The following is a 16,502-nucleotide window of genomic DNA, read 5'->3' as shown; positions in this document are numbered from 1 at the left end:
GTGGAGGACCAGAATCCATCGGGTGATGATTGCATTGCACTATGGTCGCCTGTCCCGGTCAGTCACGGCAAAAGTTGACAGGTCATCGGGTCAAGATTTGCGTCACGTTGGGGCGCGTCGAGCGCGAATGCGCAGGCTTAGGGCCGCTGACGCGCGCACGGGCCTCAGAACTGGCAGTTCGACACGGTCAGCCGCCCGGAAGACCACCTACCCAAGGACCGCACGCATCCTGGGATGCTGGTGGCAGAACGCGGATCAAGGAGGCACCGCATGACAGTCCCCACTCGTCCCCGGCGCCCCGGCGCAGCACGGCAGGATCCCCTCCTGGAACAGCTACGAGCCTGGCCCGGGGACACTGTCACCTCCGAGCTGCAGCGGCTGACCACCGCTCACGATGCCTCTCACTACCTCCTTTATCCACGCGCCCTGGTGCGCCCCCACACGGCCGCCCAAGTTGGTTCCCTGCTCCGCATTCTGGAGCGCCACGGTGCGGGGCTGACATTACGCTCAGGTGGCACCTCCCTGTCCGGGCAGGCGGTCACGGATCAAGTTCTGGTGGATGTGCGGCGGCATTTCCGGGGATTCGAGATCCTTGACGACGGCGCCCGCATCCGTATTCGCCCCGGCTCCACCGTCCGTGAGGCCAATACGGCCCTGGCCCCGTACGGGCGCAAGTTGGGGCCGGATCCCGCCTCTGAGTCGGCCTGCACCGTGGGTGGAGTGATTGCCAACAACTCCTCCGGAATGCACTGCGGAACGGAGTTCAACACCTATCAGACCTTGGAATCCATGGTGCTGGTGACCCCCAGCGGAACGGTGGTGGACACCGCCGTCCCTGATGCTGACCAGCTCTTGCGAGAGGCCGAGCCCGAACTCCACGAAGGGTTGCTGCGTCTGCGGCAGCGCGTGAGAGAGAACGCGGATTCGGTGGCCACCATCCAGCGACTTTTCGCCATGAAAAACACCATGGGGTATGGACTCAACGCTTTCCTGGATCAGGCCGTACCGGTCAAAATCCTGGAGCGGTTGATGATTGGGGCGGAGGGCACCCTGGGGTTTGTGGCGGAGGCCGTGTTCCGCACCGTGCCGATTCACCCTCATGTGGCCACTGGTTTACTGGTGTTCCCCGATCTGTATGCGGCAGCTGAAGCCGTTCCCCAGTTGGTGGCAACACACTCCGGGACCGTGGAACTCATGGATGCCACGTCCTTGAAAGTTGCCCAGGCCTCCGGCCAGGCACCACGCGCCATCACCGGGATCGCCGTGGATCAACACACCGCTCTGCTGGTGGAATACCAAGGTGATGACACGGAGGAGTTGGCCCAACGCACCCACGGCGCCCACCACCTGTTTGCCCAGCTTCCACTGGTCGCACGTCCGGAGCTGACCCAGGACCCCGCCGCCCGCGCTGGTTTGTGGACCGTACGCAAGGGTCTCTACGCCGCGGTTGCGGGACACCGCCCCTCCGGCACCAATGCTCTGTTGGAGGACGTGGTGGTTCCGGTGCAGCGGTTGGGCAGCACGTGTGAAGCTCTCACGGAGATGTTCAGCGCCCATGACTACCGGGATTCAGTGATCTTTGGTCACGCCAAGGACGGCAATGTCCACTTCCTGCTCAACGAAGACTTCTCCGACCCCACCTGCTTGGCCCGTTACGAACGGTTCACGGAGGACATGGTGGACCTGATCCTGGGCCACGGGGGATCACTGAAGGCCGAACACGGCACCGGGCGCATCATGGCCCCCTACGTAGAGCGCCAATACGGGACCGAGTTGTACGCAGTCATGCGGGAACTGAAAACCCTGGTGGACCCCGGTGGGCTGTTCAATCCGGGGGTCATCCTCAACAGTGACCCCCGCTGTTACCTCCAAGACCTCAAAATTGCCCCCACCCTCACCGATCCGGCGGAGGCAGAAGCTGACCGCTGCGTGGAGTGCGGGTACTGCGAACCCGTCTGCCCCTCCAAGGACCTCACGCTCACCCCGCGACAGCGCATTGTGGGTCGCCGTGAAATCACGGCAGCCCACAACCGCGGGGATCACGACGACGCCGCTGCCCTCCTCACCGAGTACTCCTACCAGGGCGAACAGACATGTGCCGTGGACGGCATGTGTTCCACGGCCTGCCCCGTGTTCATTGACACCGGGGACTTGGTGCGGAAGCTGCGGACCGAAAACACCGGTTGGTCAGAAGGAAAAGTGTGGGATGCAGCGGCCAAGAACTGGGGGTCGGCCGTCACGGCGGCCTCCACGGCACTGAGCGTGGCCAAGGCCGTCCCGCCCGTGCTACCGCGCACGGCCACTTCACTGGGTCGCAAGATATTGGGGGCAGATCGCGTACCCGAATACGTGGCTGGGTTACCGCGGGGCGGTGAGTCGCGGCCCAGCGGGGTGAAGGCAGAAAATCCCGTGGCGGTGTTCTTCCCTGCCTGCGTGTCCACCATGTTCGGGGCATCTCCCGCACGGAGAGGGACTGATCAGGCAGACCGTGGGGAGCGGGAGGAGGGTGCGGCGTCGTCGTTGTCCTCGGCCCAAGCGTTCCTGGCGCTGTGTGAGCGGGCGGATGTTGAAATCACGGTTCCGGACAATGTCTCCGGAGCGTGCTGCGGAACCCCGTGGAAATCCAAGGGAAAAACCGCCGGGTACACACGGATGCAGGAGATCACCCTGCCGCTGCTGTGGGAGGCCACGGACCGTGGGCGGTTGCCCGTGGTGTGCGATGCTTCCTCCTGCACGGAAGGGTTGGAGGTGATGAAGGCTCACGCGGCGGCTTCCGAGTTCAGCGATCTGCGGTTTGTGGATGCCGTGGAGTTCGTGGCCAATCAGGTGCTGCCGGAGCTCACTGTCCGCCGCAGGAAAGGGTCCATGGCGCTGCACCCCACGTGCTCCTCCACGCAGCTGGGGCTCAATGGCGCGCTGAACGTATTGGCCCAGGCGGTGGCGGAGGAAGTGGTCACCCCGGTGGCCTGGAACTGCTGCGGCTACGCCGGGGACCGCGGAATGCTGCACCCGGAACTGACCGCCTCCGCCACGGCCCGGGAGGCCGCAGAAATCACCCAGCGCGACTTTGACGCCTACGCCTCCCTGAACCGCACCTGCGAACTGGGAATGACTCAGGCCACCGGCAAGCCGTACCGCCACATCCTGCAACACCTGGAGAACGCCACCTCCCCCACCTCCCCCTGACTGCCGAGTGTCCGAGTTTGGTCGTTTCTAGCCGTCAGAAACGACCAAACTCGGACACTCGGCAGTCAGGGGGTGGTGGGGGTGGGGGCTTCTGCACGCTTGGGCACAAAGAAGGACACCGCAATGGCCAGCACGGAAATCCCCGCCGCCACCAGGAACGCCACGTGGATACCGTGAGCCTGAGCGGCAATCGCGTCTGATCCCGCGGCAGCAGCACTCACCGCGCCCAGGGACATCAAGGTGATGAACAGCGCCGAACCAGCTGCGCCGGAGACCTGCTGCAAAGTGTTGAGCAGAGCACTGCCGTGGGAGTACAGGGACTGCGGCAGGCTACCCAACGCGGAGGTCATCAACGGGGTGATCAACAAGGCCAGCCCGGAGCTCATGACCACGTGAGCGGCCACAATCAGCCACAGCGCAGTGTCCTGCCCCACCGTGGCAAAAGTCCACATGGCAATGCTGAGCACCACGGTCCCGGGAATGACCAGGACCTTGGCTCCGTGACGGTCATAGAGCCGCCCCACAAAGGGAGCCAGAAGACCCATGATCAGACCACCCGGAAGCATGGTCAGACCAGTGGTCAGGGTGGAGTGACCCAACACGTTCTGCATGTAAAGCGGCAGCAAGATGACCACGCCGAACAGCGTGCTGAAGGAAACGATCATCAAGCCCAAGGAGATGCTGTACGTGGGCTGCTTGAAGGGCCGCAGGTCCAGCAGCGCCCGATTCTCCCGCTGCAGACGCAGCTGACGCCACACGAACAACGTCAGGGAAATGACCCCCACCACCAGCGCCGGAACCGGCGGGACACCGCCACCGGTCTCCGCGGATTGGCCGGCATGGCTGCCAAAACCGCTCAGACCCATCACCAGGCCGCCAAAGCCCAGCACGGAGAGCACCACGGAGAGCAGATCCAGCTTGACCTTACGGGGCGTTCCCATGGAAGGCATCATCAAGGCACCCACCACAAGGGCGGTTATGGCAATCGGCAGCATGATCAGGAACAGCCAGCGCCAGGTCAGTGCACCCAGAATGATCCCGGAGATGGTGGGGCCAATGGCCGGGGCCACGGAAATCACCACGGAGATCATGCCCATGACCGACCCACGGCGTTCGGCAGGCACCACCGTCAGCACGGTGGTCATCAGCAACGGCAGCAGAAGAGCGGTTCCGGAGGCCTGGATCACTCGCCCGGTCATCAGCACCGGGAAGTTGGGGGCGGCTGCGGCCAACATGGTGCCTGCCGTGAACAGGGACAGTGCGGTCATGAAAACCACACGGTGCGGCAGACGCTCCAACAGGAAGCCTGTGGTGGGAATGACCACCGCCATGGTCAGCATGAAACCAGCAGTCAACCACTGGGCCGTGGTGGCGGGGATCTGCAGATCATCCATCAGATCCGGCAATGCCACGGAGAGCACCGTCTCATTGAGAATCACCACAAAGGCAGAGACGATCAGCACGCCCAGCAGCGTCCGGACACGCTGAGGTGCCAGATCTGTGGAAGATGCTGATGAGTCCACGCCTGCCACGCCCTCAGTGTTCTGGCCTGGGCTGGGGACCTGGGGAAGTGAACCGGTGTGGGTCACGGACATGTGGTGCTGCTCCTCAAGAAAAGCCCGGCCAGACGCGTTGAGGTGGCCGGGAGCGCGGGAGATTTCCCGAGCACTGAACAGTACAACTTCAGTGATGCGTCCCGTAAGTGGTTCAGCGCAGGTGTGACGCATCGGACAGCACACCTGCCGCCACCCTCTCAGCGGCAGCCCTCAGTGACAGCCCCAGCAGGCAGCCATGAACCCACAGCAATGTCAGCAGGCGCTCACCGCAACCTCACTTCTTCTTGCTGCGAACCTTGGCGGCAGCACCCTTCTCCGTGCGGGCACCGGCGTTGGCCAGTTCGCCGCCGTCGTTCTCCAGGTGGGCGCGCACAAACCACTGGAAGAGCTCCAGTTCCTTGACCTGCCCAATCAGCATGTCTTCCGTGACCGGGTCAATGTCCCCGGCCTTGGCCAGAGCCTTGCGATGGTCCTCCAACAGACCCGTGTAGACCAGGTCCAGGGCCGCCAGGTGCTCGTACACCCCCGCGCGGCCAATGCTGTAGTCATCCCAGGAACGTTCGGCCACAATGGCCCCGGACAGCCCGTTCGGGGCGTACCCCAGGGTGGCAATGCGCTCGGCGACCTCGTCCACAAAGCCGCGAACCAGCTCCACCTGCGGGTCCAGCATTTCGTGCACGCTGATGAAGCCGCGGCCGGTCACGTTCCAGTGGGCGTGTTTGAGCACCAGCTGCAGATCGTTGAGGGCATGCAGACGGTCCTGCAGCACGGAGGCCAGTTCCAAGCCCTGCTGATCGGTCAGACCCGGAACGGTGTAGTGCGCAACTTCGGTTTTCTTCTTGGCAGTCTTTGCGTTCTTGGCAGCCATTCTTGCCTCCCTTGGCTCGGCGCCCGCCGTCGTTGGCAGGGTGAGCACACCCCAACAAACGACGACGACGGTGGGTGTCACCCACCGTCGTCGCTCTCAGCAGGCTACTGATGATCTACGTAACCATCATGAGCCAGCGGTTTGATCCGTGTAAACGCTGTTCGCTGACAGGCTCAGCAAACCTCACCTGCGGGAGCGGCCCAACGCCGAGTCGATCTCCGCATCCACGGACTCCTGGGCCATGCGCTGGTCCCGCGCCTCCGGAGACTCCACCGGCGTGCGGTCCTGATGCAGCGAATCGCCCTCCACGTCCACGTTGGGCAGGATCTTGTCCAGCCAGCCGGGGAGCCACCATGCCTTGTCCCCCAGCAGGGTCATGAGCGCAGGCATGATGGTCATGCGGACCACAAAGGCGTCCAGCAGCACGCCCACGGCCAGGCCAAAGCCCATGGGGCGAATCATGGACAGGTGGGAGAACATGAAGCCTGCAAAAACGGAGGCCATGATGATCGCCGCAGCAGTGACCACTGCTCGTCCACCCACCAAGCCGCGAACCACCGCCACCCGGGCTGGGTGCCCGTGGACGTAGGCTTCCCGCATCCCCGTGGCAATGAACAGCTGATAGTCCATGGCAAGGCCGAACAGGATGCCCACCATCAACGTGGGGAGGAAGCTCAACACCGGCCCGGGGTCAGACACCCCGAACAGCGAGCCCAACCAGCCCCACTGGTACACGGCCACCAGGGCACCCAAACCACCCAGCAGGGAGAGCAGGAAGCCCAGGGAAGCGATCACCGGGACCACAATTGAGCGGAACACGATCACCAGCAGCACCAGGGAAATGGCGATCACCACGCCCAGGTACACAGGCAGGGCATCCGCAAGAACCTGAGAGATGTCAATGTTGGCTGCGGTCTGGCCGGCCACCCCAATGGAGGCATCGTCCGAGGACTGGAAGTCTGCCGAGAGCCCCCGGATGTCATTGACCAAAGTTTCCGTGGCTTCATCTGCGGGACCGGAATCCGGGACCACCTGGAGAATGGCCAGGTTGGTGCCGTCCTCAATGGGCGCGGGGACCACATTGTGCACGTCATCCAGTTCAGCAATGCGTTCGCCCACGTTGAGCTGAAGGTTGGTGGCATCAGCCGTGGAGGTGCCCTCCGGGTATTCCACCACCACGGTCATGGGACCGTTGCGCCCGGCACCAAAGGTCTCATCCACAATCTGGTAGGCCTGGTACTGGGTGGAATCGGCCGGCTCAGAAGAACCGTCCGGCAGGCCAAGGCGCATGCTCATCACCGGGATGGCCAGCAGGATCAGCGCCACGGAGGCCACCAACACGGTCACCAAAGGACGCCGCACTGCGCGCGGAGTCTTGACGTGAGCCGCCTCCTCCACCAGGTGGCCGGCCCGGATCTCCTCACGCTGTGCGGCAGGCAGCAACTTGAAGCCCACCAGGCCCAACAACGCCGGGGTCAAGGTAATGGTGATCAGCACGGCCACCAGCACGGAGAATCCGGCAACACCACCCATCAGGGCCAGGAACGGAATCCCCGTGACCGTCAAAGCCACCAGAGCAATCATCACCGTGCAACCGGCAAACACCACGGCCGAGCCCGCAGTTCCGGTGGCCAGGCCAATGGATTCGTAGAGTTCAACGCCACGGTGCAACTGCTGACGGTGCTTGTTGAGCACGAACAGGGAGTAATCAATCCCCACGGCCAGCCCCAACATCAGGCCCAACACCGGAGTCACGGAAGCCATCTGCACCACACCGGACAGTGACAGCGCGGCGGTGGCGGCAACGCCCACCCCCACCAGGGCGGTCAGCACCGGAAGGGCGGCACCAATGAAGGTGCGCAGCATGATGAACAGCACGATTGCAGCCACAATCAGACCGATCACCTCAGCTGCGCCAAAGACCTCCAGGTTTTGGGCCAGTTCGGTGGAGTAGTTCACCTCAACGCCACTGATGTTGGCATCGTCAATGGCGGACATGACCCCGTCTTTTTCTTCGGGTGCAATGTCCGGCTGAGCTGCGTGGAAGTTCACCGTGGCAATGGCAGTGGTGCCGTCCCCGGAGACAAATCCGTAGTCACCCATCAGGTCCATGGAACGCTGACCGGTCTCCAGCTGCGCTTCCTGTTCCGTCACGGTTTCCGCGGTGGTGCCCTCGGGTACCGCCCCGGCGGCTACCGCTCCTTCCAGCTGCCCGGAGTCACGCAGTTCAATGAGCTGCCCCAGTTGCTGTTCGCCGTCGGAAATTTGCTGCCGCTGAGAGTCCAACTGGTCCTGGGCCTCGAACGGGTTGGTCACGGAGGCCACCCCGGAGACCTCCCTGGCGTCCTGAAGAGCTTGGCCGATCTGTTCACGCTGCGAATCCGTGAACGCAGAGCCGTCCTCGGTGCTGAACACCACGGTGCCCACGCCCTCGTTGGCTTCCGGAAGCTCCTGGGAGAGCTGATCGGCCAGTCGTTGAGTCTCCGTTCCTGGGATCTCGAACTGGTTGGTCAGGTTGCCACCAAAGCCAATGAATGCGCCGATGGACAGAGCCAGGATGACCACCCAGGCCGCCACCACGGCCCACGCCTTCCTGGCGGCCCCCAGGCCGAGACGGTAGAGAAATTTAGCCATTGATCAGGCCTTTCAGTGCATATCCCGGACTTGCGGCCCGGGCCGGTTGAGGTTGTTTGTGGATGCTGTGATGAGTTGGTCGGTGAAAATTGGGTTGGGTAGGTAGGGCTGCGCCTGACGACGCCGCTAGGTGGCGATTCCCTTGCCCAAGGAATCCATGCCCTGGCGCAGAAGCTGCTGCCACAGAGCACGGGTTTCCTCAGTCAGCTCTCCATGTGTGGCGGCAAACCATCGGTCCGCGCACACGGTGATGGTGGTGATCAGGTACTCGCCCAACAGGTGGGCCTGGAACGGGTCTGCGTGATCCACCCGGTCCTGCAGGATGCTCACAATTTCGCGCGCGGTGGCATCCGTGGCACGCACGGCCAACAGTTCAATGTCCGTGGTGGCCTGGCCGGGAATGTTCGCGGGTTTGTAATCGACCGATTGAGCACGGGGCTTGCCCTGACCCTCCGGAAGAAACGGGGCGATGGCCTGACACACCGTGCCCACCACGTCCAGATGAGACGCCTCCTGGGCAAACTGCCGGAAGGCCGTGGGCAGATCAGGAAAGCGCTGCTCCCCCAAGCTGGTGCGGAACTGGGCGTACAACCCCGCAATGGCGTCCAGGAAGGAGGCCTGAACAGCCTCCTCCACTCCACCAAAGTGATTGAAAACGGTCCGGCGGGAGACCCCGGCAGCCTGCGCCAAGTCATTGACCGTGAAGCCCTGGAGGCCGCGTTCGCGGGCCAGCTGGGCTGCTGCCACCACAATGGCGCGGCGGTTGTGCCATTTCAGCGCTTCACGCTTGTCACTTGGAGGGGTGCCTTGGGTCAAATCCACGGGATAGAATCTACTCAAGTTCTTGCACACCGTGCAACATCATTGAATGTGAGGTACATCCCATGCCGCGCAGCAGCGCCACTCACCAGTCCGTGGGGCCCATCAAACGAGCCCTGACCTCCCCCAAAGCACTGGCCGTTGGCATGTCTCTGTGGCCGCCCTACTTGGGCGCCGGTGTCCAGGTGCAGGAGATTTCTCCGGATTGGCGTCGCGTGCGAATTAGCATCCGTGCCCGCCCGTGGACCTCCAATTACGTGGGCACGGTATTCGGCGGGACCATGCTTTCGGCCACCGATCCGTTCTGGATGCTGATCCTCATGAAGAACTTGGGCTCCGATTACATCGTGTGGGACCGCCAGGTGGAGGCCCGCTTCCGCAAGCCCGGCCACGGCCACCTCCATGCCGAGTTCGCCATGGACCAGGAGACTCTGGAAGAACTGCGCGCGGCAGCGGACACCGGCGAGCGCGTACTGCGCTGGTTCAGCACCGACCTCAAGAACACCGACGGTCAGGTGGTGGCCACCGTGCGCCGGGAGATTTACGTCAAGCGGAAGGGTTGATGCAGCTCTTTCACCGCTCAGCTCACCAAAGGCGCACCCCAACCGGCTCTCAGCCCGCTTTCTGCTCCAGTCACGCTCGGTGCTAAGTTCGCCGTCATGACTTCTACCCCCAGCGGCTCGCGCAACACCCCCGCGCAGTCCTCCACCGCAGGTTCAGGCACCACCCCGGAGGCTGTCGCTGACGCAGCAACACCACACGTCACCAGCCATCTGGGTACCTCCATGAAGGCCCGCCACCTGGTGATGATGAGTTTGGGCTCTGCCATTGGCGCGGGTCTGTTCATCGGTTCCGGCGCGGGTATTGCGGCGGCGGGGCCTGCGGTGTTGCTGTCCTACGTGATTGCCGGTCTGGTGGTCATCATCATGATGCGTGCGCTGGGGGAAATGGTGGCCGCTGCCCCCGCCTCCGGCGCTTTCTCCGTGTATGCGGAGCGCGCACTGGGCCCGGCGGCCGGATTCACGGTGGGCTGGCTGTGGTGGATTCAGCTGTGTCTGGTGATTGCGGCCGAGGCCACCGCCTCCGCCCAGCTTCTGGTGGGCCTGTGGCCTGTGGTCCCCCAGTGGGTGCTGGCGCTGGTGTTCATGGTGGTGTTCACCGCCATCAATCTGATGGGCGTGGGCAAGTTCGGCGAGTTCGAGTTCTGGTTCTCCATGCTCAAGGTTGGCGCCGTGGTGGCATTTTTGATCGTGGGTGTGGTGTTCCTGTTCGGCGGCACCCCCGCCGATCCCCCGGGCTTCAGCAACCTGACCGAGCACGGTGGCTTCTTCCCCATGGGCATTGCCGGAGTGGCAGCGGGACTTTTGGTGGTTGCCTTTGCTTTTGGCGGCATTGAGATTGTGGCCGTGGCCGCGGCCGAAACCTCCGACCCCGCCCGCAATGTCTCCCGCGCCATCCGCACCATTGTGTGGCGCATCCTGCTGTTCTACATGGGCTCGGTGGCCCTGATGGTCATTGCACTGCCCTGGAACTCGGAGTCATTGGGCGCTTCTCCGTTCGTGGCCACCCTGGATGCGGCTGGCCTGCCGGGGCTGGGGGCGGTGCTGGGCATCGTGATCGTGATTGCTCTGCTGTCCTCCCTCAACGCCAACCTGTACGGCGCCTCCCGCATGGTCTTCTCCCTCTCCGAGCGCGGCCTGGCACCGCGCGCTCTCCACCAGGTCAACAAACGCCGCGTCCCCGTGGCGGCAGTGATGGCTTCCACCGCCTTCGGTTTCCTGTGCGTGGGCCTGAACTACCTCTGGGCGGAAGCCATCCTGGGCATCTTGCTCAACATTGTGGGTTCAACACTGATCGTGACCTGGCTGGCCACCTTGATCTCCCACCTCATTCTGCGCCGCCGCGCGCACCGCAATGGTGAGCCCTGGCCCTACGCAACCCGGCTGTTCCCCTGGTCCAACGTGGTGGCTCTGGTTGTGGTGGCTGCCATTGTGGGCCTGGGCCTCACCGTTCCGGAGGTCCGTTTCCAGATTGTGGCCACCACAGCGCTGGTGGTTGCGCTCATGGTCATCGGCACCGTGATCGCCAGACGCCATGGCGGCAAGCGCCTCATGGAGGCACACACCGGTTCCCAGGCGCGCACCCCCGCACCGTGAGCCTCCCGCCCAGGTGTGCGGGCGTCGTCGTGACCTGGCAACTCCCACCCAACGACGACGCCCCCACCCCACCCTGCGTAGTCTGGAACCATGCGCACATTGATCTCTTTGATTCTGAACATCATCTGGCTCATCACGGCGGGGTGGTTGCTGTTCCTGGGCTACGTGCTGGCGGGGATTGTGGCCTGCATCCTGATTGTCACCATCCCGTTCGGGCTGGCCTCCTTCCGCATTGCCGGGTTTGTGCTGTGGCCGTTCGGGCGGGAAGTGATTGACACGGGCAAGCCCAGCGGGTTGAGCACTCTGGGCAATGTGATCTGGTTTGTGGTGGCAGGTCTGTGGCTGGCCATCGGACACGTGCTGACCGCCATTCCCCAGGCTCTGACCATCATTGGGCTGCCGTTGGCCTGGGCAAACCTCAAGCTCATTCCCGTGACCTGTTTCCCGTTCGGCAAGCAGGTGGTCTCCTCCTCTGACGCTCGGGCACAGATGCTCCCGGTGGCCCGGAGCTGACTTCCGCCTGCGTTTGAAACACGTTTTTGGCCGCATCCACGTGTTTGGATGCGGCCAAAAACGTGTTGGGACCGAGCACCATGGCCTATGCTGGCGTGCATGTGGACGTGACTGACAACCCATCCCGCGACTGAGGCTTTTTGCTTGACCCTCGCTGCCAATCGGCACGCATAGGACCCAAAGCTGCGCGCCCGGCGGGTACGTCACCACGCTACGGAGCACCATGCCCAGCCCCAATCCACCACGTTCCGCCACGCGCCCTCTGCCCAAGCCCACGGCTCAATCCACCCCGCCCATACTGCTGGATGGCCTGTCCTTCACGTATTCGAGTGCATCAAGGGCCACCATCACCAATCTGTCCTTGACCGCCCAACCGGGACAGGTCACCGGCCTGATCGGAGAGAACGGCAGCGGGAAGTCCACCGTGCTGCGCCTCGTCGCCGGTCACTTGGAAGCACCGGTGGGGATGGTCCGGGCGCCGTCGTCGTTGGGTTATCTCAGTCAGCGCGCCAAAGGCCCCGGAATCGGCACCATCACGACGGCGATCCACCAGGCCACCGCATCCATCAGGGCCTTGGAGCGGGACATTGAAGCTCTTTCAGAGCAGCTGGCCACCCAGGCCGAGAATCCTGAGATCGCCCAGGCTTGGGACACCACCCTGGCCCAGGCAGAACTGCGCGGACTGTGGAGCCTGGACGCCCGTATCAACAACATCCTCGAAGGACTGGGGCTCGGAGACCTACCACGCAGCAAACCACTCGCGGAAATGTCCGGAGGGCAGCGCCGTCGTCTGGATCTTGCCCTCACTTTGGTGGAGCGCCCCGACGCCCTGGTCTTGGACGAACCCACCAACCATCTGGACGACGCCGCAGCGGACTTCCTGGTGTCCGAACTCCAGACCTGGCGCGGGCCCGTGCTGGTGGCCAGCCACGATCGCTGGTTCTTGGATGCAGCAGCCCAAGCACTGGTTGATCTGGACCCGGGACTGGACCCCCACGGGCGCGGCGGTGACCTTCAGGGCACGGCCTACCGTGGTAATTACACAAATTATTTGAAGCAGCGCGAGGCCTTGCGACTGCGGTGGGCCCACCGGTTCACCGATCAAGAAGAGCAACGCGAGCGGTGGCAGGCCGAGGCCGAGTTGGAGGCCGGCAGCGTGTTCCACCGGTCAACGGCAAAGTCAGAGGCCCGAATAGCGCAGAAGTTCTACGCCGACCGCGCTGCCTCCACCCTCACACGACGTTCCCGCAATGCCCTGCGCCGACTGGAGGCAATCGAGCGAGAAGAAATCTTGCCTCCGCCAACGCCGCTTCGGATCGGTCCCGTAGAAGCCAACGCTGTGGAACACGCCGCGGACACCGCCATCACCGTCAGCCAGGTGGCGGTCACCGGTCGGCTCGAACCGGTGTCATTCGAGCTGACTCCCGGCGAACACCTGCTGCTGACCGGGCCCAATGGGGTGGGGAAATCCACTCTGCTCAAGGTGCTCAGTGGTGCCCTCCGCGCCGATGCCGGCACCGTCCGGGTTGATCCTCATTCAAGAATCGGCCTTCTGACGCAGGAACTCAGCGACCGCGGGGCCTGTCCACAGGAGGACCTTCCACCTGCCCGGAACACCCACGTGGAATCCGAGCACGATCAACACCTGAGCCCGGGATTACGACGACGCCGCGAACTCCAGCGCCTTCTGGCCGATCCGCCGGACATCCTGCTCCTTGATGAGCCGACCAACCACCTGTCGCTGGGACTGTCTGAAGACCTGGAGGCCGCGCTGAGCACGTGGGAAGGCACCTTGATCCTGTGCACCCACGACCGCTGGATTCGACGTCGCTGGCAAGGCCGCCGCTTGGAACTGCCCGTCTGATGCTCCAAGCCCAGCTGAGGGGCCTTCTCCGGCAATCGCCATAACAATGTCGATCGGACTCAGGATGTTCAACAGAAACCGTTACAGGTGTGGTCCATCTGTAACAGATTCCGTCGGTCCGAGGATGACCTTGGGCGTTGCAAGTTGCCAAGCGCGTTCCACGGGGTTCCATAGAGCTTCAGCCTCCAAGCCGCTGAGAACCGGATCCACAAACCCAGCCACGGCCGCCACCGTGTCGGCAAACTGCGAGGGGAGACTTCCACCTACCTCACCCAAACCTTTCCGGTAAGCGGCATAAGTCGAGTCACGCAACTCACCGAGCCCGTCAGCGGCACGTTCCAGTGGGATCAAGGCAGTTGCCCGAAACTCGGCGGTTGCCGCGAGTGCATCACGGAGTGGACCGCACTTGAGAACCTGGGTGCCGGTCAGAAGGTAGAGATCAGCGAAATCGCGCACGCGTGTGTTCGCTCTTCCCAGCTCGATTGCAGTGGTGAGCTTTTCAGCAAGCACGGTTTCTATCGGGTACCCCAGGAGGCGGATCGGTGGGGAACCTGGCCGCAATGTTGGCAGATCGACCGTACGCGGAGAAGGAGTGACGGGGTCGCCGAAATTGATGTCCAAGCGCAACTTGACCTGAGCGGTGGCAAGCTGCGCCGTCATTGTCACTCGCACGCCGGAGTACAGGGCGTCATCACGAATCACCGCGGTAGTAATGGTCTGGGGCAGGAACTCCACGCCGTCGTCAGGGTCTTTCATCGCGGCAATCTCGGCAACACGGGAAGCGACCGATTCTTCGTCGGATGCCATGTTACGTGCGAGCGCATCGGCATCGACTGTTGGACGGCGTGTGCCGAATGAGGCCAACAGCATCCCACCCTTCAAGATGAAATCTTCCGCGTATGCGGAACGGGACATACGCGACAGCCACCGCTCGACCACGTACATCGTGAGGAGTTCTTGCGTGCCCCGCTTCTGACGGCGAGCCTGGTTTTGCAAATCGAGGTATGCGCGTCCCGCCGCGCTGTCTCGTGTTGGTCGGCTCATCGGGCACTCGCAATATCAACCGCAGCACGCATCGGGCCGAACGCCCCCAGCGTGTCCGCGTAGTCCAACAGGAGTGCGGGCCGCGCACCTGGCGCGGCCATGTAGCGGCGCAAGGCTGCGTGCGCAATCGGCTCACCAAAACGCCTCCGAAATCTCATGAGATCCACCACCGTCCTCGCCGCGTCATACATGCGCACCGACTCTCCCGGTCCCGCCTCGAACGAGGTCAGACCGAGCTCGAACGCAGCCTCCTCGAAGCGGAACACCGTCACCGGTGGGTATGAGATCACCGGTGTATGTGATCGCTTGGGTACAGCGATCTGTACCGATGCCGGCATCTCATCCGTCAGGTCATGGATCGCCGCCGCCGAGATACAGCACACGATGGCCCGAGGTGCCCGATGCGCCACTGCGACCAGGTCTGGGTAGGACGCCGGTGGTGCATCAGCCCGACGGAAGACTCCCCGTGAGAGTTCAATGATCTCTCCCTGGTCGCGCCAGACGTAGAGGTCGCGCGGATGTACTCCGTGTGCCCGTGAGGTCTCCGTTGTGAACGTTGACGGGAGTGACTCGGCCAGCTTCTTCATGGATACAATCCTTACACACATCTCACGCCTGTGTGCTGTTTTTATCCACTCTCCGATCGGTCCACGGTCGGAATGAGCATCAATCGCTGAGGGCTTTCGGCCTACAGGCACCTGGCGTAGACCCGCGCTTGCCGGAAACGTCCCACAGCACCCGGACATGACCGTGGGGCACCCAAGTCCACCCTCGGGTACCCCACAGCTGGGCCTTTTCAGCGCCCTGGAGGTGATCGGCGGGACACGGACGGAACCGGTCGATCACCTCACATCTATGTCATCACATCTTAGATGCGATCCGTGCGACCACCCCGGTGGCCACCATCAGTTTCCTGACCGTCAACGCTGCCAGCCCGGTCATCAGCGACGTCGGCGTCGTTGATCACCTCAACCTCTTCGCGCTCCACCGGGACCGTGATGGTTTCCTGCTCGGTCACAACGCGCTTGCGCAGACGGGCCCGGCCGGTCTGTACGCGCTCGGTGCCCACGTTGACCTGCTCTTCGTGACGGACCACGGAGTTCTCCTCCGCACCCGGCGCCTGGTTGCGTGGTTGATTCTCTGCGCTGCGATCCTCCGCGCAGTCCAGCCCGTGCTGACCCTGGTCACCTTCATGGACGTACTCGCCGCGCTCATCTGGATAGTCGCCGGCAGCACCAGCTTGCTGACCCCGCGTGTACTGACCTTGGGATTCCGGGGTGTCATCGTGACCCAGACGCGCCCGGTCATCCTCCACATCACGTTCCTGGTGTGACGCGGCAACACCACCCGCTGCCCCGGCCGCACCCGCGGCACCAGCAGTTCCGGCGGCACCAGCACTTTCAGCGGTGCCATCAGCGTCCCCACGCTCTCCCAGACCGTCATGCTGGCCGGCCTGTCCCGCATCCGTGGTGCCGCCGATCAAACCGTAATAGCGGTACAACTCGTCTTCCTGGTGCTCATCAATGTGAGCGTCTGCGTCCAGGTTGGGGGCATCCTTGATGAAGTCTTTGGGGTAGGGCACGTGAATTTCGCCGTTGTTCACGCGGGCCTGATCCAGCGGCACAAAGGTCTCATTCGTGCCAAACAATCCGGTGTTCACGGTGACCCAGTTGGGCTCACCGGTGGCGTCATCCAGGTACAGCTGGGCAACGTCACCCACCTTGCTGCCGTCCTGGTCGTAGAGGGTTCCGTTTTCGAGCTCTTCAATGTTGAACGTGGCCACGATGACTCCTGATTCATGCTCGGGAAAACAATAAGACTGCTTCGCAATCCATCAGTAAACTTATCGTTTATTGTGTTTG

Annotated in this window: 12 protein-coding genes; 5 read left to right on the top strand and 7 right to left on the bottom strand. The window is 63.2% G+C overall.

Features of this window, described 5'->3' with window-relative positions:
• The first annotated feature begins 270 nt into the window (after positions 1–270).
• The gene (locus Q4G32_RS05100; protein ID WP_303349713.1) at positions 271–3,186 is read left to right on the top strand and encodes an FAD-binding and (Fe-S)-binding domain-containing protein; all 2,916 of its coding nucleotides are present in this window, start codon (positions 271–273) and stop codon (positions 3,184–3,186) included.
• A 65-nt stretch (positions 3,187–3,251) separates the two neighbouring features.
• Here Q4G32_RS05100 and Q4G32_RS05095 read toward each other — a convergent pair whose 3' ends face one another.
• From Q4G32_RS05095 to Q4G32_RS05080, 4 genes are all read right to left on the bottom strand, one after another.
• Entirely contained in the window at positions 3,252–4,781 is a 1,530-nt protein-coding gene (locus Q4G32_RS05095; protein WP_303349711.1) for an MDR family MFS transporter, read from the bottom strand.
• Between the two features lie 235 nt (positions 4,782–5,016).
• Positions 5,017–5,610 (bottom strand): Dps family protein, encoded by a 594-nt coding sequence (locus Q4G32_RS05090; RefSeq protein ID WP_303349709.1) that lies wholly within the window; start codon positions 5,608–5,610, stop codon positions 5,017–5,019.
• A 183-nt stretch (positions 5,611–5,793) separates the two neighbouring features.
• On the bottom strand, positions 5,794–8,244 hold the full coding sequence (locus Q4G32_RS05085) for an MMPL family transporter (protein WP_303349707.1): 2,451 nt from the start codon (positions 8,242–8,244) through the stop codon (positions 5,794–5,796).
• Positions 8,245–8,370: 126 nt separating this feature from the next.
• On the bottom strand, positions 8,371–9,066 hold the full coding sequence (locus Q4G32_RS05080) for a TetR/AcrR family transcriptional regulator (RefSeq protein ID WP_303349705.1): 696 nt from the start codon (positions 9,064–9,066) through the stop codon (positions 8,371–8,373).
• A 62-nt stretch (positions 9,067–9,128) separates the two neighbouring features.
• Between Q4G32_RS05080 and Q4G32_RS05075 the strand changes: the two genes are divergently transcribed.
• The 4 genes from Q4G32_RS05075 (at position 9,129) to Q4G32_RS05060 (ending at position 13,596) form a co-directional block, all read left to right on the top strand.
• Positions 9,129–9,626, top strand: a complete 498-nt coding sequence (locus Q4G32_RS05075) for a DUF4442 domain-containing protein (RefSeq protein WP_303349703.1) — start codon at positions 9,129–9,131, stop codon at positions 9,624–9,626.
• 222 nt (positions 9,627–9,848) lie between these two features.
• Complete coding sequence (locus tag Q4G32_RS05070; RefSeq protein WP_441327467.1) at positions 9,849–11,219, top strand: amino acid permease; 1,371 nt, start codon at positions 9,849–9,851, stop codon at positions 11,217–11,219.
• A 90-nt stretch (positions 11,220–11,309) separates the two neighbouring features.
• Positions 11,310–11,732 (top strand): YccF domain-containing protein, encoded by a 423-nt coding sequence (locus Q4G32_RS05065; protein WP_303349699.1) that lies wholly within the window; start codon positions 11,310–11,312, stop codon positions 11,730–11,732.
• Between the two features lie 223 nt (positions 11,733–11,955).
• A complete protein-coding gene (locus tag Q4G32_RS05060) occupies positions 11,956–13,596 on the top strand; it encodes an ABC-F family ATP-binding cassette domain-containing protein (protein WP_303349697.1) in 1,641 nt (546 codons plus the stop codon).
• Positions 13,597–13,677: 81 nt separating this feature from the next.
• On the opposite strand, the gene Q4G32_RS05055 is transcribed toward Q4G32_RS05060, so the two are convergent.
• The 3 genes from Q4G32_RS05055 to Q4G32_RS05045 form a co-directional block, all read right to left on the bottom strand.
• Positions 13,678–14,511 (bottom strand): nucleotidyl transferase AbiEii/AbiGii toxin family protein, encoded by an 834-nt coding sequence (locus Q4G32_RS05055; RefSeq protein ID WP_303349695.1) that lies wholly within the window; start codon positions 14,509–14,511, stop codon positions 13,678–13,680.
• Between the two features lie 125 nt (positions 14,512–14,636).
• Positions 14,637–15,227, bottom strand: a complete 591-nt coding sequence (locus Q4G32_RS05050) for a type IV toxin-antitoxin system AbiEi family antitoxin domain-containing protein (RefSeq protein WP_303349693.1) — start codon at positions 15,225–15,227, stop codon at positions 14,637–14,639.
• Between the two features lie 281 nt (positions 15,228–15,508).
• On the bottom strand, positions 15,509–16,423 hold the full coding sequence (locus tag Q4G32_RS05045; RefSeq protein WP_303349692.1) for a DUF2382 domain-containing protein: 915 nt from the start codon (positions 16,421–16,423) through the stop codon (positions 15,509–15,511).
• Positions 16,424–16,502: the final 79 nt, after the last annotated feature.

Origin of the sequence: Kocuria sp., from assembly GCF_030538595.1 — a bacterium.
GTDB lineage: Bacteria > Actinomycetota > Actinomycetes > Actinomycetales > Micrococcaceae > Kocuria.
Note: the sequence above shows the minus strand (reverse complement) of the source record. Positions and strands in the feature narration are given on the sequence as shown.

Coding starts and splice junctions, on each gene's coding strand:
- Q4G32_RS05065 (WP_303349699.1), top strand. CDS start 11,310: ATGCGCACATTGATCTCTTTGATTCTGAACATCATCTGGCTCATCACG.
- Q4G32_RS05050 (WP_303349693.1), bottom strand. CDS start 15,227: ATGAAGAAGCTGGCCGAGTCACTCCCGTCAACGTTCACAACGGAGACC.
- Q4G32_RS05085 (WP_303349707.1), bottom strand. CDS start 8,244: ATGGCTAAATTTCTCTACCGTCTCGGCCTGGGGGCCGCCAGGAAGGCG.
- Q4G32_RS05075 (WP_303349703.1), top strand. CDS start 9,129: ATGCCGCGCAGCAGCGCCACTCACCAGTCCGTGGGGCCCATCAAACGA.
- Q4G32_RS05060 (WP_303349697.1), top strand. CDS start 11,956: ATGCCCAGCCCCAATCCACCACGTTCCGCCACGCGCCCTCTGCCCAAG.
- Q4G32_RS05090 (WP_303349709.1), bottom strand. CDS start 5,610: ATGGCTGCCAAGAACGCAAAGACTGCCAAGAAGAAAACCGAAGTTGCG.
- Q4G32_RS05095 (WP_303349711.1), bottom strand. CDS start 4,781: ATGTCCGTGACCCACACCGGTTCACTTCCCCAGGTCCCCAGCCCAGGC.
- Q4G32_RS05055 (WP_303349695.1), bottom strand. CDS start 14,511: ATGTCCCGTTCCGCATACGCGGAAGATTTCATCTTGAAGGGTGGGATG.
- Q4G32_RS05070 (WP_441327467.1), top strand. CDS start 9,849: ATGAAGGCCCGCCACCTGGTGATGATGAGTTTGGGCTCTGCCATTGGC.
- Q4G32_RS05100 (WP_303349713.1), top strand. CDS start 271: ATGACAGTCCCCACTCGTCCCCGGCGCCCCGGCGCAGCACGGCAGGAT.